This window comes from Micromonospora sp. NPDC005324, assembly GCF_040607155.1.
Lineage (GTDB): Bacteria > Actinomycetota > Actinomycetes > Mycobacteriales > Micromonosporaceae > Micromonospora > Micromonospora trifolii.
On the sequence record NZ_JBEXGE010000044.1, the window covers coordinates 26,744 to 44,007 of the forward strand.

At 66.2% G+C, this 17,264-nt stretch carries 16 protein-coding genes and 1 tRNA gene; 4 read left to right on the plus strand and 13 right to left on the minus strand.

The features are described 5' to 3' along the window. The 9 genes from ABZS40_RS31370 to ABZS40_RS31410 all read right to left on the minus strand — a co-directional run bounded on the left by ABZS40_RS31370 (position 1) and on the right by ABZS40_RS31410 (position 11,652). Positions 1-1,272: a DUF1800 family protein gene (locus tag ABZS40_RS31370; RefSeq protein ID WP_354947558.1), complete on the minus strand. Its 1,272-nt coding sequence runs from the start codon at positions 1,270-1,272 to the stop codon at positions 1-3. Positions 1,273-1,512: 240 nt separating this feature from the next. Beyond that, positions 1,513-2,946 (minus strand): Wzz/FepE/Etk N-terminal domain-containing protein, encoded by a 1,434-nt coding sequence (locus ABZS40_RS31375; RefSeq protein WP_354947560.1) that lies wholly within the window; start codon positions 2,944-2,946, stop codon positions 1,513-1,515. 114 nt (positions 2,947-3,060) lie between these two features. Next, positions 3,061-4,431 (minus strand): O-antigen ligase family protein, encoded by a 1,371-nt coding sequence (locus ABZS40_RS31380; RefSeq protein ID WP_354947562.1) that lies wholly within the window; start codon positions 4,429-4,431, stop codon positions 3,061-3,063. Beyond that, positions 4,428-5,573: a glycosyltransferase family 4 protein gene (locus ABZS40_RS31385; protein ID WP_354947564.1), complete on the minus strand. Its 1,146-nt coding sequence runs from the start codon at positions 5,571-5,573 to the stop codon at positions 4,428-4,430. Before ABZS40_RS31385 ends, ABZS40_RS31380 begins: the two co-directional genes overlap by 4 nt. Then, a complete protein-coding gene (locus ABZS40_RS31390) occupies positions 5,574-6,446 on the minus strand; it encodes a glycosyltransferase family 2 protein (protein WP_354947566.1) in 873 nt (290 codons plus the stop codon). A gap of 13 nt (positions 6,447-6,459) precedes the next feature. Then, positions 6,460-7,701, minus strand: coding sequence for a hypothetical protein (locus tag ABZS40_RS31395; protein ID WP_354947568.1), 1,242 nt, complete (start codon positions 7,699-7,701; stop codon positions 6,460-6,462). Then, entirely contained in the window at positions 7,698-8,570 is an 873-nt protein-coding gene (locus ABZS40_RS31400; RefSeq protein ID WP_354947570.1) for a glycosyltransferase family 2 protein, read from the minus strand. Before ABZS40_RS31400 ends, ABZS40_RS31395 begins: the two co-directional genes overlap by 4 nt. A 21-nt stretch (positions 8,571-8,591) precedes the next feature. Continuing rightward, on the minus strand, positions 8,592-9,656 hold the full coding sequence (locus ABZS40_RS31405) for a glycosyltransferase (RefSeq protein WP_354947572.1): 1,065 nt from the start codon (positions 9,654-9,656) through the stop codon (positions 8,592-8,594). 691 nt (positions 9,657-10,347) lie between these two features. Continuing rightward, positions 10,348-11,652: a sugar transferase gene (locus ABZS40_RS31410; RefSeq protein ID WP_354947625.1), complete on the minus strand. Its 1,305-nt coding sequence runs from the start codon at positions 11,650-11,652 to the stop codon at positions 10,348-10,350. On the opposite strand from ABZS40_RS31410, the gene ABZS40_RS31415 reads away from it, so the two are divergent. Next, positions 11,576-11,743: a hypothetical protein gene (locus ABZS40_RS31415; RefSeq protein ID WP_354947627.1), complete on the plus strand. Its 168-nt coding sequence runs from the start codon at positions 11,576-11,578 to the stop codon at positions 11,741-11,743. The two genes, ABZS40_RS31410 and ABZS40_RS31415, sit on opposite strands and share 77 nt — an antisense overlap. Positions 11,744-11,997: 254 nt before the next feature. On the opposite strand, the gene ABZS40_RS31420 is transcribed toward ABZS40_RS31415, so the two are convergent. Continuing rightward, entirely contained in the window at positions 11,998-13,074 is a 1,077-nt protein-coding gene (locus ABZS40_RS31420) for an LCP family protein (RefSeq protein ID WP_354947574.1), read from the minus strand. A gap of 120 nt (positions 13,075-13,194) precedes the next feature. Here ABZS40_RS31420 and ABZS40_RS31425 point away from each other — a divergent pair, with 120 nt between their 5' ends. The 3 genes from ABZS40_RS31425 (at position 13,195) to ABZS40_RS31435 (ending at position 15,952) form a co-directional block, all read left to right on the plus strand. Then, positions 13,195-14,028: a class I SAM-dependent methyltransferase gene (locus ABZS40_RS31425; RefSeq protein ID WP_354947576.1), complete on the plus strand. Its 834-nt coding sequence runs from the start codon at positions 13,195-13,197 to the stop codon at positions 14,026-14,028. Between the two features lie 4 nt (positions 14,029-14,032). After that, positions 14,033-14,851 (plus strand): MOSC N-terminal beta barrel domain-containing protein, encoded by an 819-nt coding sequence (locus ABZS40_RS31430; RefSeq protein WP_354947577.1) that lies wholly within the window; start codon positions 14,033-14,035, stop codon positions 14,849-14,851. A gap of 111 nt (positions 14,852-14,962) precedes the next feature. Further along, positions 14,963-15,952 (plus strand): expansin EXLX1 family cellulose-binding protein, encoded by a 990-nt coding sequence (locus ABZS40_RS31435; RefSeq protein ID WP_354947579.1) that lies wholly within the window; start codon positions 14,963-14,965, stop codon positions 15,950-15,952. A gap of 4 nt (positions 15,953-15,956) precedes the next feature. Here the strand turns inward: ABZS40_RS31435 and ABZS40_RS31440 are convergent, their stop codons facing one another. The 3 genes from ABZS40_RS31440 to ABZS40_RS31450 all read right to left on the minus strand — a co-directional run bounded on the left by ABZS40_RS31440 (position 15,957) and on the right by ABZS40_RS31450 (position 17,253). Then, entirely contained in the window at positions 15,957-16,484 is a 528-nt protein-coding gene (locus ABZS40_RS31440; protein ID WP_354947581.1) for a GNAT family N-acetyltransferase, read from the minus strand. Positions 16,485-16,592: 108 nt separating this feature from the next. Then, positions 16,593-16,666: transfer RNA gene (locus tag ABZS40_RS31445), tRNA-Leu, on the minus strand. Continuing rightward, entirely contained in the window at positions 16,657-17,253 is a 597-nt protein-coding gene (locus ABZS40_RS31450) for an HNH endonuclease (protein WP_354947583.1), read from the minus strand. Before ABZS40_RS31450 ends, ABZS40_RS31445 begins: the two co-directional genes overlap by 10 nt. Between the last annotated feature and the right edge of the window lie 11 nt (positions 17,254-17,264).

Sequence of the window (17,264 nt, forward strand, 5' to 3'; positions counted from 1 at the left end):
TCAGTTCACCAGATACTCTGGGCTCGCAAGGCCGAGGGTTAGGAGCTGTCGCGGATTTTTCGCCTGCTTCAGCGTGAGATGCGTCCGGTTGGTCCACGTCTCGATCGCGAGAACATTCGCCAGCTCCTCCGGGCTCATTCGATCGACGTGGACCAGCCCGGCGAGCAGATCGGCGAACCCCAGGCGAACCTGAGCAGCTGCCGAATTGAGCCAGGCAGTTCCGCCTGGCCAACCCCCCACGCTCGGTGGTGCGAAGGGAACCTGGCCGAGGCCCTGCAGTCCGCCCACGACCTGATGCAGTGTCTGCTTCGAAAAGTGGGCGGGCCGGATGTTCAACTGCCGCATCGCCCCGACGAGCCATTCAACCGGCTGCTTCACGAGCCGGTGGTGAGCCGACCGGAACTCTTCGTCCTCGAACAGGACTCGTAGCATCTGCATTCCTACTGGGAATGCGGCTGCCATCTTCTCCTGAGTGGATCTGGTGATCGGCTCGGTGGATGAGACATATCGGAACCAAAGGCGGGAGGCGATGAAACGCCGGCAGGCTGGCTGCTTCGCCAGGAAATCAACCAGCGTGTAAGCATCGAATTTGGCAGTGGTGCCACGGATGGTCTTGGGTGTGGCGTCGTGAGCATCAGGAAAGAAGATTGCCGTCTCCGGGACGCCCAGGTCCGTCTTCCATCCGGTCAGCGCACGCCCTGCCGCCTTCACGTCCTGCTCGGTATAGTTCCCGATACCCAGCATGAACAGCTCCATCAGCTCCCGAGCGAGGTTCTCGTTGGGTGCGGCCTTGGTGTTGAGTTGCCCGTCGAGCCAGTAGGTCAGGGCCGCGTCGGAAACCAACTTCCTTGCCATGACCCCGAAGTTCGGCGAACTACGGAACTTTTTGTGCTGCGCGATCATGAACTGCGGACTACCGACCTTTCGTATCGAGGTAGCCCAGTGTCCGTGCCAGAAGAAAATCAGCTTCTCGTTGGTCTGGTGGTCCGCGGCTGTCAGGCGGTCCAGCCACCAACGTATGATCGCATCGGTATGTTCTTTCCGTGCCGACTCTGCCGCAGCCCTTTGCTGGGTAGTCGGATTCGGTAGATCGTTGAAGGGATCGGGCCCGGGGTCCGGCATCGGTGAAGAGGCGGCACCTCGATCCGGGTCGGTGGGCGCCGTCAACCTTGAAACCGTTGCCGCGTAACCCGCCTTCTTTGCTGCGGCCAGCTCGGACATGGTCGGACCGAAGCCCGCTCGCCTCAACAGCATCGCGACGTTATCGCTCATCCCCGTAAACCTATGTAGAGGTGGCCGGACCTCAAGACCCGGCTCCGCCGTCCGCAGCCCCGGCCGGGACCAGGCGCGATCCAGTCTAGTGGAAACAGCTCCTCAGCTCGACGGGCCGAGGGCGAGGGTTCGGATCCTGGCCCTGGCGCTCAAGTTCGATGATACCCAGTCCACTGTGTAGGGCATGTTGTGGGATCGGGCCGTTGGTGGTCGCCGCGGGTCATGACCCCTGTCCACGTACTACTTTGTGGACCGGACCGCGATCAGGCCCAGCAGATTCGCGCGCATCTCCCGCAGCACGCCGACGGTTGCCGCGAGCTGCTTGGCGTGCGTCACGCCGACTCGGGCCACGACCACGGTGGCGTCCGTGGCGGTGATCAGGAAGGTTGCCTCGGCGTCCGACAACAGCGGCGGGCCATTGACGATGACGAAGGCCTGGCCTCGGCGGAAGGCCTCGGTCACCTTGGCGAGCCCGTCCGGCCGAAACAACCTCTCGCTGGGCCCTGGTTCGACTCGGCCAGTGGGAAGAACATACAGCGGGAGATCTTGGCGCCATCGAACCACGGCGTCGTTGACCGATGCCTCACCCCGGAGGATGGTCGCCAATCCGGCTTCGTTGGGAATGCCAAGCAGTTCGTGGACCTCGGGGTTCCTCAGGTTTCCGTCAACCAGCACCACCGTCTCGCCGGCCCGCGCGAACGCGATCGCGAGATTCGCCGCAGTAGCAGCTCTGCCGTCACCGGCGGAACATCCAGTGACCGTGATGCTGGTCAGGCGTTCGCCGACCGCCTGTAGTCGAACGTTTGCCCGCATCTGCCGAAAATTCTCCGCACGGACGGACTGCTCGTTGTCCGCGATGAGAACCGGTGTTTTCGTGTTGACTTCGACAACACCGACCAAGCTCAGGCCGGCAACCTCAACTGCGTGGTGCTCGTCCCGTATGGCGCGTTCCCTGGCGTAGAGCGTGATCGCCGTTATTGCGCCCACAAACAAGCCGCCTGCAAGGCCGAGGCCCACATTGTTGAGAGGCTGCGGCGATTCCGGTGACGACGGCGCGGTTGCCGGGCGAACAATGGAAACCTTCACCGGTGATGTAGCAATCCCCGCAGGCTTTTCGAGCTGACCGATAAATGCCGGAAACTCTTCCGCGATCGCGTTGGCGATGTCACGTGCGCGCTCAGGAGACGGATCGCTGACCTCGACATTCAGGACAGCTGTGCTGGCCTTGCCCGTGACGCTGACCCTCAACATGAGCTGCTCGGGTGTATAAGGAAGATCCAGCCGATCTATTACCGTTGCGGCGACTCCGGGACTGTTGGCGATCTCGGTGTACGACCGGACGCGTTGCAGGATGTAGTTTCCGCCAGCGTCGAGCTGACCGATGTCCGTCGTCGGAAAATTCGGCGAAAAGAACAGTTGCGCGCTCGCCTTGTACGTAGGGGTCTGCAGCAAAGATGCCAGGCCACCGCCTGCTCCGCCAAGGAGGACGAGTGCGAGTATGGCCCACCGATACGTGCGCAAGGCCCGCAGGTGATGCCGAGGCGTCAGCTGGGTCCATTGGATGACCGAAGAACGGGTTCTGTTGACGACGCCACGAAAGCCTGTGGTGTGTCGCGAAGTGTCCGATGGCGGACTGGGCACCCCAGCTGGCAGGAATCCGCCTGAAAGCCTCACTCTTGATCCTCACCCGCTTCGGGCTCCCGCCAACCAGAAGCCAAAGGTCAACTCGTGCGAAATACGCTCGACTATACTAGCAGTCCGCGAACTTCGGCCCGCCGCTGGCTTCGCTCATCCCGTCCGAGCAAGCGGGACATTAGCTAATGAGGCCGTGTCTCGGGGAACGGTGTCTTCGCGCCCGGAACCCTCAAAAATTGCCAAACCGGCAGCTAGGATCAGAACGGCGGCAGCGCACGGCCACAGGTAGTAGTCAAAGAAGAAAATTTGCACCGCGAATCCCGCCACCAGCATCCGGGCGGCCAACGACTTCGCTCTGACGAGCAGTATCACCAAAATGATGAGGAAGGGAAGGAGAGCGATCAGCCCAAAGTCGTACCACAAAGTAAGATAGCTGTTGTCGAAGGTCTGCGCTAACTGGTCACCAATTCCTACCTGCTGAAAGAACCGGACGTGTGCCTCTGGGCCCAGACCGAAGACGACGGTGTCGAAGCCTTCCCACAGGCTGGACCATGCCGTCTCGTATCGGCTGTACCGCGCGGTGGCAGAGCTTTGCCCCGTCAGGTTGGAGAGTCTGGAATTGATCATCTCCACCACGCCATCCATGGCTTTGGGGCCGGCGACCATCAATCCCGCTCCGACCGCGACGGAAACCCCGAGGAGGGTGACGCCTCTGCGCGTCACCTTTCGCTTCTGCCCGAGATACCAGACGACCAGCGCGCATGCCATGCCGATCCACGCGCTGCGCGTGCCGGAAAGCAGCAGTCCGACTGCGCCGGCGAAGAATGGCAACTGCCACAGGCGGCCTCGCAGGGCGACCGCAACGCACATGGCCATCATGCAGTAGGTGCCGTAGACGATGGGGTGTCCGAGCGTACCTACCGATCTGCCAGCGCCTGCTGATGAGGTGAATGCGTTGCTGATCGCCAGTTCGTCGAGGATCGGCCACGTCCCGGTCACGCGCTGGTAGAGCGCGAGGAGCGTCATGGGAACACCGACCCACGCGAACGCCCGTGCAAGGCGCTTGAACGCGTCAGGGTCTTGCCGTGCCTCCTCTATGACGTGCCATGCGATGACGGCATAGCAGACGAATGGCACGAGCGAAACGATCAGGTCTTTCGGCCCGCTCCAGTTCGGCAGGGCAGCGACGACGGCCGCAGCAGGCAGCGCGAACGCGGACATGCCGACGGATGCGAGTGGTGTGTCCGGGTGGAAGCGCTGAATACGTCCGAACAGGGCGATGGCTGTTGCGGCCAGCAGGACAATCCATACCGGCTTGGCGGGATAACCGGGGTCTGCGGTGACCGGCACCAGGAGCAACACAGCGAACAGCGCGTACGTCAACCGGGCCGGGGTCCAGAGCCCCCAGATGAGCAGAGCGGCCAACCCCAGGACGCCCAGCAGGAAGGGCTTCCAGCTCACCAGGACGCCGACCGTCACGGCTAGCACGGCAGGCAGGCCGAAGACCTTCGCCGAGCTTGTCACGGGCGTGTCGCTTGAAGTTCTTCAAGATAGGAGATGAAGCTCGGCGCCGACGAGGGTGCGGAATTCAGGTCACGCGCCCGCCGCATCGCTTCGGACGTGAGCCTGTCGACCGCGACGTGGTCCTCGGCCAAGGCCAGCAGGGCCCGCGCCAATGCCTCAGCGTCGGGCTCCACCAGGACTCCGCCGCCTTCGGCGAGGATCTCGGTCGTGGCGCCTGCACGGAACCCGATGACCGGCGTTCCCGACATGAGCGACTCAAGAGTCACCCGGCCGTACGCTTCGTTACGGGACAGCATCAGGGTGGCATCCGCCTCCGAGTACAGGGCGTGGGGATCGTCCGTCCACTCCGACACGGTGACGAGGTCACTGACCCCGTGCTCCGTGGCGAGTGCGTGGAGTGCTCGCTGCGCAGCCAGGTCGCCGACGCCGGCCAGCTTCAGCTCAAAAGGGCGTCCCGCGCGAAGGCATCGCCCGAGCGCCTCGATGGCCTCGGCCTGCCCTTTCTCTGGCGAGTAGCGCCCCAGCAGCAGGAGTCTTTCCAGCGTTCCCGTGTCACGGCGCCCGTCCGGTACCGACTCCAGGGGGCGGGGCGCGACCGACGGCGGAATGACCCGCAGTTTCTGCCCGGCGTCGGGGGCCGCGGACAGCATCTGATCGGCAACGTACTTCGAGATCACGACCAGACCGTCCGCCAGGCCGGCGATGATCCTGGCGATCATCCGCCTCGGCAGCGCCGACCGCAGGCTCGGGTTGCTGAGCAGGCTCTCCCTGATCGTCCAGACATGCGGAACGTGAGCCATCCTGGCGGCGATCGCGCCGGCCGGGACAACGGCCGAGTTGGTCACCACCAGATCGGGCCTGGCCCGACGGATGTGTCGCCAGTACCCGGGAACGGAGACTGCCGACTGGCTTGATCGAACCAGCCCGACCAACGGCGTGTGCCGCTTCCCCATCCACAGTTTCGTCGGCAGGACCACGACCTCTGCGCCCACCCGGGTGAGTTCGGCCCGCAGCGGGCCGTCGTCCGGCAACGACACTGTGGCACGGTGGCCACGGACCTCGACCGCCTCCCGCACCAACGCGACCAGCGAACGTTCCGCGCCCATGAGGTCCGAAGAGTGGCTTACGAAAAAGATGTGCACCTAGAACCTCTCGGTGGGACCGTGAACGCCCCGTACGCCATCCCAGTACCCTGCCAGCACGGCGAGTGAGGCGCGTCTGCGCTCCCGCTTGCCGACCGCGACCCGGAACAGCGACCCCGCCACATTCTTGTAGTGGATCGGCTCGCTGACCAGCCTCCGCAGCGGATGAGGGTAGTGCTTCCGCACGTAGAGGACCTCGTTGCGGTGGTGGTAGTAGCGGGCCCTGGGACTGGATCCGCTGAGGCTTCCGCCCCGCTTGTGCCACACCTCGGATCCGCACACGAATCCGATGCGGTCACCCGAACCGGCGATCCGGCGAACCAGATCGAACTCCTCCTTGTAGTGGAAGAACCGTTCATCGAAGAGCCCGACCTGCATGACCGAGGAGAGCCGCAGGAAGAGCGAGGCGCCAGTAACCATGTCCACCTCGTGCGCCCCTTCGTCGCAGCCCCCGCATCGAAATGGGCGGACCTTGCCCTTCGGCAGCATCGCGGCAACAACGTAGGGTTCGGGATTCGCATCTCCCGGTTGGGCGGAGGTCGTCTGCAACGACGTCGACACCGCAAATCGATCTGTATGCCGTAGCAGGGCCGACAGTGCCTGCGGCCGGGGTACCGCGTCCGCGTTCAGAAGCCAGACCCAGTCGGCGCCACGGGCGTGAGCCTCCCGGATGCCGGCGTTCATCCCGCCCGCGTAGCCCAGATTGTCGTCGAGCCGGAGCAGGGTAAAGGGCTCGTCCAGTTTGTCGAGTTTCTCGATCGAGTCGTCGCTCGACCCGTTGTCCACGACAATGGTTTCTGGCACATGCGTGCCCCCGGCAACGGCCTCCAGGCATCGAATGGTGTCGTCAGCGCAGTTCCAGTTGAGAATCACTGCTACGACTTTGTCAGGCAACGTTGCCAACCTTATTGTTCGTGAGATCCGCCTGGGGATCTGCCTCGACCTGCGGATCGGGCCGCCTTCTGAGGACAACGGCCGTGACCGTGCTGTGCAGGGCGAACAGCACGACGGAGACGGAGGCGACACCCATGGCGCCATACTCGGGGGCGGTGAGAGAGTAGCCGACGACTGCGGCCAGTGCCGTGCCCGCTGCGATCGCCGCTGTCGCGCGTTCGCCACCGAGATTGACCAGCCTGGCGCTCAGAACCTTGCCGACGGTCACCGCGATACTGCGCGCCAGCAGTACGAGGCCGACCAGGAGCGCGGCCTCGTATCCGTTCGTCATCACGCCGATTCCCGCCAGCCCGACGAGAACGACCATTCCCATGCCAACCGCGAGATACAGCGCCCGGCGCAGCATGCCGTACAGCCTCTGGGCCGAGCCGTCCTCATGGTCGCCGAGGGTGCGTTGTGCCGCAACGACCGCGCCGGCCTGGGTGAACTCGATCGCTGCCACGGCTAGGGAGTACACGGCAAGCACGTCGGGTCCTTGGTAACGGGCCAACGCGAGCTGGTCGAAGCGATAGGTGAAGACCTGGGCCACCGCTCCCGAGTGGGTGAGACCCAGCCGGTTGAGGCGTTCCGCCTGAGGCGATGCCCGGCGCGCCATGCGGCTCAGCGGCACTCCGTGCTTCACCCACAGGGCGACCGCCATCAGCGCCTGGCAACCGAGCCAGGCGAGCAACCACAGTTCCGCATCCTTGACGGAGGCGAGGATCAGCAGGAGGTAGAGCGCCGGCGCGACGGCGGCGAACGCCGCACGGTACCGGTAGACACTCAGGAACCGGCCCAGAGTGAGCCCCGCCGCGGCAGGGATGTTACTCGCCGCGATACACGCGGCACCCACGGCGGCGATGCTCGGCATGGCCTCTTCGGAGTAGTGCGCGAAGATCCAGGCTAGAACGGCCGTCAGTGGCACGGTGGCCACGTAGATGACGAGGCTGCGCCGCCCGGCCTCTTCGTCCAGCCACCGACGGCCCTGAGCCAGAAGGAAGGTCTCCAACGACAGCCCGCCAACCGCGACGCCGATGGTGGCGCTTGTCGTCGTCGCGACCAGGAGGCCCCGTTCGGCTGGCGGAAGAGCGACGCTGAGGAGGATGGCGACGCCCGACATTGCCAATGCGGAGAGATACATCATCGTGGCGCTTCCGACCACGCGGCGGAATGGATCAATCAGCGGTCGTGTCACGCCAGCAACCCCGCAATAGCTCCCCGGACGACCGCGGTCGCTGCCTTCGGGCCAGCCACCAGCAGTGCCTTCCCCGCATAGAGGAGCCGGGCGAAGGCTGCTAGTGGAAGCCGGTAGCCGTAGTGCTTGCGGAAGAAGATCATGCAGCTCCGGCTGGCATGGAAGTAGGTGGTGATCGACTTGGCCTTCATGTCCCGGCTTGCGCCCGTCGCGCCGCCGCCAGCATGTTCGACTTCGAGGTCGGAGACGACCGTGATCGGTATTCCGAGGCGCTCGGAACGGATCGCGATGTCCGCCTCCTCGTAGAAGAGGAAGAAGTCCTCGGCGAAGCCGTTCAGCTTCTCGAACGCCCCGCGGGTGATGAGTATGGAATGTCCCGCAACATAGGTGAGCTTGCGCCCCTCCGCATTCCGGTCTGGTGGCTGTCCGCTCTGGCCGGTCCACAGGTCCAGCGCGCCCAGATCCGGGCGACTGCCACCATCGGCGTCGATGCTTGTCGTCGCACCGATCGCGCAGTCACCTGCCCTGCAGACGCTCAGCGCTGACGAAAGAACGCCGCCGGTGATCCTCGTGTCCGGGTTGAGGACCCAGATGACGTCAGCGCCGATCTCCAGGAGCCAACGCGCGCCGAGGTTGTTCCCTGCGGCGTACCCGACGTTGCCGTGCCCGTGGATCAACGTGGCCAGCAAGCCGTGTTGTCGCGCGAACTCGAGAATCGGCTCAAGCTCCTGCTGTTGGTCACTGTTGTCGACGATCGCGATCGCGACGTGCGCGGTGGGATCGGTGTTGTGGGCCACGAGCGACCGCACCAGTCCTGCGGTGTCATCGGCGCTCATGTAGTTGACGATGGCGATACCGAGAGTGCTCATCGGGACGTCACCACGGTTGGCTCAGGCGACGGCATCTGATACCCATGCGGAGAACTTCGTGGCGAACGCCGCCTCGGAGAATGTCGAGGCGTTGGCCCTGATCCGATCCTCGTGTAGCTCTCCCAGGCGGGCTGTCAACGCGGCGAACCTGTCCGGGGCGGTGGATTCGATGAGAAAGCCGGTCTCGCCGTCGACGACCGTCTCCAGCAACCCGCCGCGGTTGATACCGATGACCGGCGTGCCGCATGCCTGCGCTTCGACTGGAATGATGCCGAAATCCTCGTGAACGGGGAACAGTAAGGCCTTCGCGCCCCAGTAGAGCTGCCGCAGTCGTTCCTTGCTCGGCATGACCTCAATGGTGACGGGAATGCGGACGCGCTCCGCGAGGCGTCGAAGGTTGGCCTCCTCGGGCCCTGAGCCCGCGATCACGACCGGCAGCCCGGCGGCCTCGGCGATCTCGATGATGAGATCGAACTTCTTGTACGGAATCCACCGGCCGACGCCGAGCAGGTAGTCCCGTGACTGGGCCTGGTCCGCAGCGGGAGCGGATGAGAAGAAGTCGACATCCACCGGCGGGTTGACCACAACCGCGTCCCGTCGCCAGTAGTGGCGGATCCGGGCCTGCACCTCACGGGAGTTCGCCGCGTAGCTGTGTACGTGTCGACTGAACCGCACATCGATGGCCTGGAGCGCGCGCCGTGGTAGGGCGAGCAGGGGGCTTGAGCCCCGGCCGTCGAAGGAGGGGCTCCAGATGTAACGAGCCGGGGCATGGATGTAGCTGAGATGCCGCGTCGTCTCAGGCGGCCCCAGCTTCACTGTGTGCGCGAAGGCATGGCTGGACGAGATGACCACGTCGAACCGCTCACGAGTGAGCGTCCGCCAGGTCAACGGCATGAGGGGAAGCGCCATGGCCTTGCTGTGCCGTATCGGACTCCGAGCCAGCCATGATTCCCGGAGGTTCGGCTCCTCGACGCCGCGGTCCTTCCACAGCACGAACCGTTCCCCGTGAGGGACGAGGTCGACAATCTGCCTGAAGACCTTCTCTGAGCCACCGGTAACTCCGAACCATTCGTGAACGAGTGCCACGGACGAGCCGGCAAGAACGGGGAGTCCTTCGTGCTGCCCGGCGTCAGGTGTGTGCCCGGCGGTAGTACTCACAAGGCCTCGCCACCTTGCAGGTGCTGTGCAGGCACCTTCCGGATCATGGGGGAGACGCCCTCGAACATCACCTTTAACTCCCTATCGTTCGGTACCTCGTGATGCAGCGGCCGGACCCAGCCCGATCGGTGGGACCTCAGCGACAGCTACCACAAAACAATTCCGCCACCGTCGGCCGTAGCACCTTGGTGTCCAGCCACAGCGACCAGTTCTCGATCTGGTGATTCTCGAAGCGGCGCGACGAGGTCGGTGGGCGCAGTCATCATCCATACGGGGAGCCCGCGCCTGCTGCGGCAGCAAGCATCCCCTCGTCCCGGATGTGTCATGTTGTCGCCCCGCCGCGTGCCGCCGTGCTTCGTCGAGTCGGGGCGCGGCGCAGTCGAGCGACTGCCGCCGGTTGGCGTTACATGGTTCATCCTCCCCGTGACAGCCCACCGGCCTGCTGTCGCACAATATGCGATCGCAGAATATGGGTTGGTAAGCGACGCCGCCAGAGCCGGCGAGACAATTCACTTTCCTGACTCAGCGGTCAGATCTTCGTCGGCGCCGGTCCGCTGTGCTGCTCGGCGAGCAGGTGCCGGTGTCCAGCCCGACAAGCTGCCGGTTGACGCAGAAGCGGTCACCGACCCCCAGCCCGGAAGACCTCCGAGACCGTGCGGAGCACCACTTTGACGTCCAGCCACAGCGACCAGTTCTCGATGTAGTAGTTGTCGAACCGCGCCCGGTCAGAGATCGGAGTATCGCCCCGCAATCCGCTGACCTGCGCGAGCCCGGTCAGCCCGACGGGAACGCGGTGGCGTGCCGCGTAGTCTGGGTACTCGGCGGAGAACTTCTCCACAAAGTACGGCCGCTCCGGCCGCGGCCCGACCACGCTCATGTCGCCGCGCAGGATGTTCCACAGCTGGGGCAGCTCGTCCAGTGACGTTCGGCGCATGAATCGGCCGATCGGACCGACCCGCCGGTCATGCGCGATCGACCAGTTGGTTTGGGACTCCTGCTCGTTCACGGGACGCATCGACCGAAACTTGATGACCTTGAACGGCTTGCCGTACCGGCCGATTCGCTCCTGGTGGAAGAAGATTCCCCGGCCACCATCGATGAACGTGGCAATGGCGCAGAGAAGCAGCACCGGGCTCAACAGGATGATGGCGATCGCGGCGAACAGCATGTCGGACGCCCGCTTGATGGCCCACCGTGGGCCCGTCAGCGAGATGTCACCGATTTTGACGATCGGGAACGCGCCGATGTGGTCGGGGTAGCCGTTGTGGGAGCGTGATCCCCACAAGCGCGGCACGGCCCAGAGATCACAGCGTGAGCTGCGGGGTTGCAGAAGCGTTTCCATGAGCGTGGACTCGTGGCAGTCCGGGTCAGCGATGATCAGGACTTCGCACTCTGCCAGCCGTATGAGGTGTTCGAGGTCCGTCAGCGTCCCGCTCAGAGGAAGGACCTCGTTGTCCTGTCGGGACGGGGCGTCAACGCAGCCGACGAATCGCAGGCCGTACTGAGGATAGCGGCGCAGCAGCCGTGCGAGTTCGAGACCGACTGGTCCGCCGCCGACGATGATCGCGTTGTGTTCCGCCCACCTACGCTTGCGGGACAGGACTGTGAAGGCCCTGCTGGCCGCGCGTCCAAGGATCACGAAGAGCGCTGACAGCGCGACGCTCCGCATGAATCCGCCCACGTAGGTCACCGAGGCGTGACGCTCCGCCGCGATGATGGCCACCACCGAGGCGGCGGCCAGCAATCGCCCACAGAGGCTCGGCAGTTCGTCGAGGATGCTCACGTGCCGGCGTGGCCGGTACAGGCCGCCGGCTGCGAAGAGGGCCACCGTCAGGGCGGCGTTGGCGATGGTCCCGCGCCAGTGGTTCTGGCTCAGCAGCAGCGGAGCGAGCAGCGCGACGGCGTCGACAGGCGCGACCATCATCCAGGCCCGCATCCACCGCAACCGCGACGAGGTGCGGGACCTGGCGTACGGCAGCACGGCGGTGGTGCTCAGGCCGGCCACCTCCGACTGAGCCTTTGCCTGAACCTCCGGCTCGCGAGCTTGAGGAACGGGTGGTGCCCCGTTGTAGAGGCGGTCCCCGTCGCCCGACAGATCAAATTGTCGTCCGCTGATTGGTGGTGTGGACGGATGGCTCGTTGCCGGATGGCCTGACACTTGTGGACCTCCCCCGTGAACGCCCTCGGTTACGCATTCCGACCCGAAGGGCGACAGAACCTTACGATTGACCGAGGTGCGCCACCATGGCCGGCAAGGCAGTTCCTGTTCCTACTTTGCGGCGGACAAGATCCCCGGAACGTTGTCGCTGCGGACCGCTTCGAAGACTCGGGCGGCCTTCTGCTTGTCGGCCAAGACCACGCTCTCGGTGCCGATCCGGCCGGTCCCCGTTACGGGGCAGGTGAGGAACGTCAGGTTGCCGCTGCGCAGATCGCGGAGCTCGGATGCGAGGCCCAGCAGATTCAGGGACTTGTCCACGGCGACCGCGTCCGCCGTCGCCTTGAGGAAGGAGTTCAGCTTGGCCGGGTTGGCGAGCGTCCCGCCCGACGCCGCCTTGTCCAGGATCGCTTTGATCACCTGCTGCTGGTGCCGGATACGCGCGAAGTCGCCGTCGGCGAAGGCATGGCGTTCGCGTGCGTAGTCGAGCGCGGCCGCCCCGTCCATCTTCTGTGGGCCGGCGTTGAAGGTCCGGCGGCCGTTCAGCCCGTAAAGGGTGGTGAAGCTGTCCTCCACTGTCACGTCGATGCCGCCCAGCGCGTCGACGACCTCCTTGAAGCCTGCGAAGTCGACCATCGTCACGTGGTCGACGCGTACGCCGGTGAACTTCTCCACCGTCTGCACCATCAGCGGAACGCCACCCCACGCGAACGAGGCGTTGATCTTCGCGTCCCGACCACCTCGGCCGCTCGCTGACTTCGGCACGCTGACCCAGGTGTCCCGGGGGATCGAGATGAGCTGAGCGCTGGACCGGTCCTTCGGAAGGTGGGCCAGGATGATCGTGTCGGTGCGGGAGCCGGAGTCACTCTCCGGATCGCGTGAGTCGCTGCCGAGGAGCATGATGTTGATCGCGCCTTCGGCGTTCTCCACCACCTGCGGGCGGTCGGCCTCCGGTACGCCGTCGAAGGCGTCGACACGTTCGATCCCCGAATTGATCGACCGGAAGTAGAGCCCGCCTGCGATCAGACCGCCACCGCCGAGCAACGCCACCACCAGAAAGGTGATGAGTGCGACCTTCTGCCAACGAGGGCGGCGACGCCGCGACCGGGGCTGCTCCTCAGTCGGCTCGGGCAGCGGCTGCGCTTCAATGAACTGGGTCTGGGGTTCCACGTACTCCTGGCGATACTGCATGCCGCGATGCTACTGATTGCGGGTTACGCTCACGTACCCGTGTCTGGTCCATCTGGCTGCACATCTTGACCAAAAGACTTTTCCCCGCAAACGATTGCCCGAACCTGGTATGAAGCAGCGGTGGACGCCACGCAGCTGCGCCGAGCCATCGCCCGTACCCCGCTCGCACCCGTCGCCGCATTCCCCAAGCGGCTCGCCCGGGTCGCCCGCCACGACGCCAAGGTGCTACGCGCCTCGGCGCGGTGGTTGGTCACCTCCCGTGAGCATCACAACTACACGTACGAGCTGACGAAGCTCAGTCGCCACCACCTGACCTGGTTCGTCAGCGTCGTCTGCGACATCCCGGTCCAGCAGGTCCGTGGCTACGTCGCCGAAATCGAGTCCGACGACGTGCTGCGGCACCACATCGAGCAGGCCACCGCCACCGCAGCCCGCCGTGGTCTCGCCGACAAGAACGTCCGCTATGCCCGACGCGTCGGCTGGTACGCGATCGTCCGTGCCACCCGCCCCACGCACATCGTGGAAACCGGCGTGGACAAGGGGTTGGGCACCTGCGTCCTCGCGTCCGCCCTGCTGCGCAACGCCCAGGAGGGGCACCCGGGACGGGTCACCTCGCTGGACATCAACCCCGAGGCCGGCTACCTCGCCCGGGTCGCGCCGTGGTCGGAGGTCGTCGACCTGGTGATCGGCGACTCGATCGCCTCGATCGGCGCGCTGGACCGCCCGGTCGACCTGTTCCTGCACGACAGCGACCACAGCCGCGCCCACGAGAAGCGCGAGTTCGACGCCGTGGAGCCCAAGCTCGCCCCCGGCGCGATCCTGCTCACCGACAACGTCACCAGCACCAACGTGCTCGCCGAACAGGCCGAACGCACCGGCCGGCGGTTCCTCGCCTACCGGGAGAGCCCGGCCAACCACTGGTACCCCGGCGACGGGATCGGCGTGGCATGGTAGCCGGGTGCGGCTGACCTCGATTTCCACGTACCCCGTCAAGGGTTGTCACCGGCTCGACCACGACGGCGCGTTCGTGCACCCCTGGGGCCTGGCCGGCGACCGGCGCTGGATGGTCGTGAACGCCGACGGGGTCGGCGTCACCCAGCGGGAGACGACCCGGCTCGTCGGCCTGCGCGCCTCCGTGCGCCCCGGGGGTCTCTCGCTGCGCGCCGACGGGCAACCCGACCTCGACGTGCCCGAGCCGGCCGGCGGCGAACCGGTCGCGGTGCGCACCTTCCGCAGCCGGACCTTCCCGGTCCCCGCGCTGCCGGCCGGCCAGGCGGCCGACGACTGGCTCGGCGCCCTGCTCGGCCGACCGGTCCGACTGGTCTGGCTGGCCCAGCCGACCCGCCACGTGGCCGCCGGCACCCGCGAACACGACACCGGTGACCAGGTCAGTTTCGCCGACGCCTACCCGGTGCTGCTGGCGAACGCCGCCTCCCTCGGCGCCCTCAACGACTGGCTGGCCGAAGCGGGGGAGGAGCCGGTTCCGATGACCCGCTTCCGACCCAACCTGGTCGTCGACGGTGCGCCGGCCTGGGCCGAGGACGACTGGGTCGGTCGGCCGCTGCGCATCGGCGACCGGGCGTTCCAGGCCGCCGGGCCGAGCGAGCGCTGCGTGGTGACCACCACCGACCAGGAGACCGGGGTACGCACCAAGGAGCCGCTGCGCACCCTCGGGCGGCACCGCAACGTCAAGCAGAAACTCCTCTTCGGACTGAACCTGGTGCCGCTCGACAGTGGACCCCTGGCGGTGGACGCCCCGATCGTCATCGCGCCCTGACCGGACCGCCGACCAGCAATCGGCACCCCACGGTCACCGTCCGTCGATGCTGTCTTAGCTTTGGCTTAGCCCGCTTGTCGGTACCCGACCGGGTCCGGCAGCATCGCCGTCGTGACGGACGAAAGTGCTGTCGACATCAACATCGACCTGGACCATCCTCCAGAGGACCGGCCCGCGCCGTCGTCCGGCGCGAAGCCCTGGCTGGTCGCCACCGGCGTCACCATCCTCGCGGCGACGCTCGGGCTCACCCTCACCCTGCGCTCCGGCTCCACCCCGGCCTGCGCCAGCGGCCGGACGCTGGCCGCGGCGCCGCCCACCGGCACCGCCACGCACACCGGCAAGGCCACCTTCTACGACTCCAAGGGCGCCGGCGGCAACTGCTCGAACCCGGCTGCCCCGGCCAACCGCCTCTACGTCGCGCTCGGCCCGACGGAATACTCCGCCGGTGCCGCCTGCGGCGGATTCCTCGACGTCGTCGGCCCCAAGGGCACCGTCCGGGTGCTCATCATGGACCAGTGCCCGGAGTGCGAGCCCGGCCACCTCGACCTGTCCCGCGAGGCGTTCGCCCGGATCGCCGACCCGGTCCAGGGCCTCGTTCCGGTCACCTACCGCGCGGTGGTCAACCCGCCGCTTCCCGGACCACTCACCTTCCGGATCAAGGAGGGCGCGTCGCAGTGGTGGTTCGCCGTCCGCGTCGGCAACCACGGCAACCCGCTGCGCTCCGTCGAGGTCCGGCAGCGTGACAGCGACCCCTGGCAGTCGGCCGCCCGGCAGGACTACAACTACTGGCTGATCGCCTCCGGCGCCGGGCCGGGCCCGTTCAACCTCCGCGTCACCGACGTGTACGGCAACCGGGTCACCGTCGGCGGCATCCGGATGGCGCCGGGACAGGTGCAGAACAGCACGGTCCGGATGTACGCACCCGGCGGCGGGGCGGCCCCACGTCGTCCGTCCGCGTCGACCCGACCACCGAACAACCGGCCCGCCGTCACGCCGACGCCGACCCGTCGCTCGGTCGAGGTGGCGAGGACGAGCGCTCCGGCCACCGACGCGCCGACCACCAGTTCGGCCCGGGCCAACGCCAGGTGGTGCGAGGGCTGACCGCTCAGTCGGCAACCGTCAGATCGAGCCACATCAGAATCTCGTCCCGGTCGTCATCGGGGGCGACCCGCAACGCACCCGGTAGCCGGCCGACCTCCCGATACCCGAGGCGGCCGTAGAACTTGTCCAACCCCAGCCCGTCGCGCACCGTGACGTGCAGCGCCTCGTGGCCCAACGCCCTGCCCAGCCGGGCTGCCTCCACCATCAGCGCCGAGCCGTAGCCGGTGCCCTGGGTGTCCGGGTGGACCATCACCCGCATCACCGTGCACCAGTGCGCCGTGAGCGGAAAACGGTTGTCACTGAAGATCAGCATTGCCGCCAGCCGGTCCCCGGAGTAGCCGACCAGCAGCCGGTCCGGTCCGTCGGCGATGCCGGCGAAAGTCGGATCGGCGGTGACGTGCACGTCGGTGGCGGTGACCGGTGGCACGAAACCGACAGCCCCGCCGGCGTTGCTGACGGCAACCCAGAGGTCGACGATCTCGGCACGCAGCTGCGGGGTCAGGTCAGGGTCGAGGACGAAGCGCAGACTCACGCTCGCCATCCTGACCCAACGACCAGGCCCACGGCCCGCGACAGTGACGCGCCCGACAACCGATCCTGGCTCCGGCCGAGCCAGGATTCGTCGCCACTCGATGGCATGTGGGGCCGACGGGATTCGAACCCGCACTGGTGCGGACCTAAACCGCATGCCTCCTGCCGTTGGGCTACGGCCCCTTGAAGCTGTACTCCACCAACGTCCACGGCCACTCCAGCCGACGCGGCAGTCGCCTGCCTATGGGGAAGCCGGTCGGAGTAACCGCATCAGGATCGTAGACCACTTCGGGCTCCACGAGTGCAGGCCGTCGCTGACCAGCGTACGTAGAGGTCTGGCTGTGACAATTAGGGCAGAGCAGACGAAGGTTGCGCGGCCGGTTGTCGAGAAAGTCGCCATTGATGTGGTCCACGTGCAGCGTCAGTCTGGCACCTTGCCACGTTGACCCGGTGCCGCACACCTCGCAGGTCTCGGGCAGGCCGATCGTCGCCAGGGCGCGTCTGAGGCGCATCCCCGGGATGCGGCGAGAACCGGCCGGCAGCACTATCAGCAACTCCGTGGGGGACATGCGCCGCCAACGCACGCCTCGATTGTGTGCCTGACCAGTGAAATGCGACGTGTCGATGCCGAACCGCTTGAGCTGTCGGCTGATGTGCGCGTGCGAGCCACCGCTGACGCGTACGCCCAGCAACCGCATCACTTCGGTGATGTTGCGGGCGACGGCGGCAGCGGCAGCCAGCGCTTCGGGCGTGTACTTGTATCGAACCACTGACGGACCGT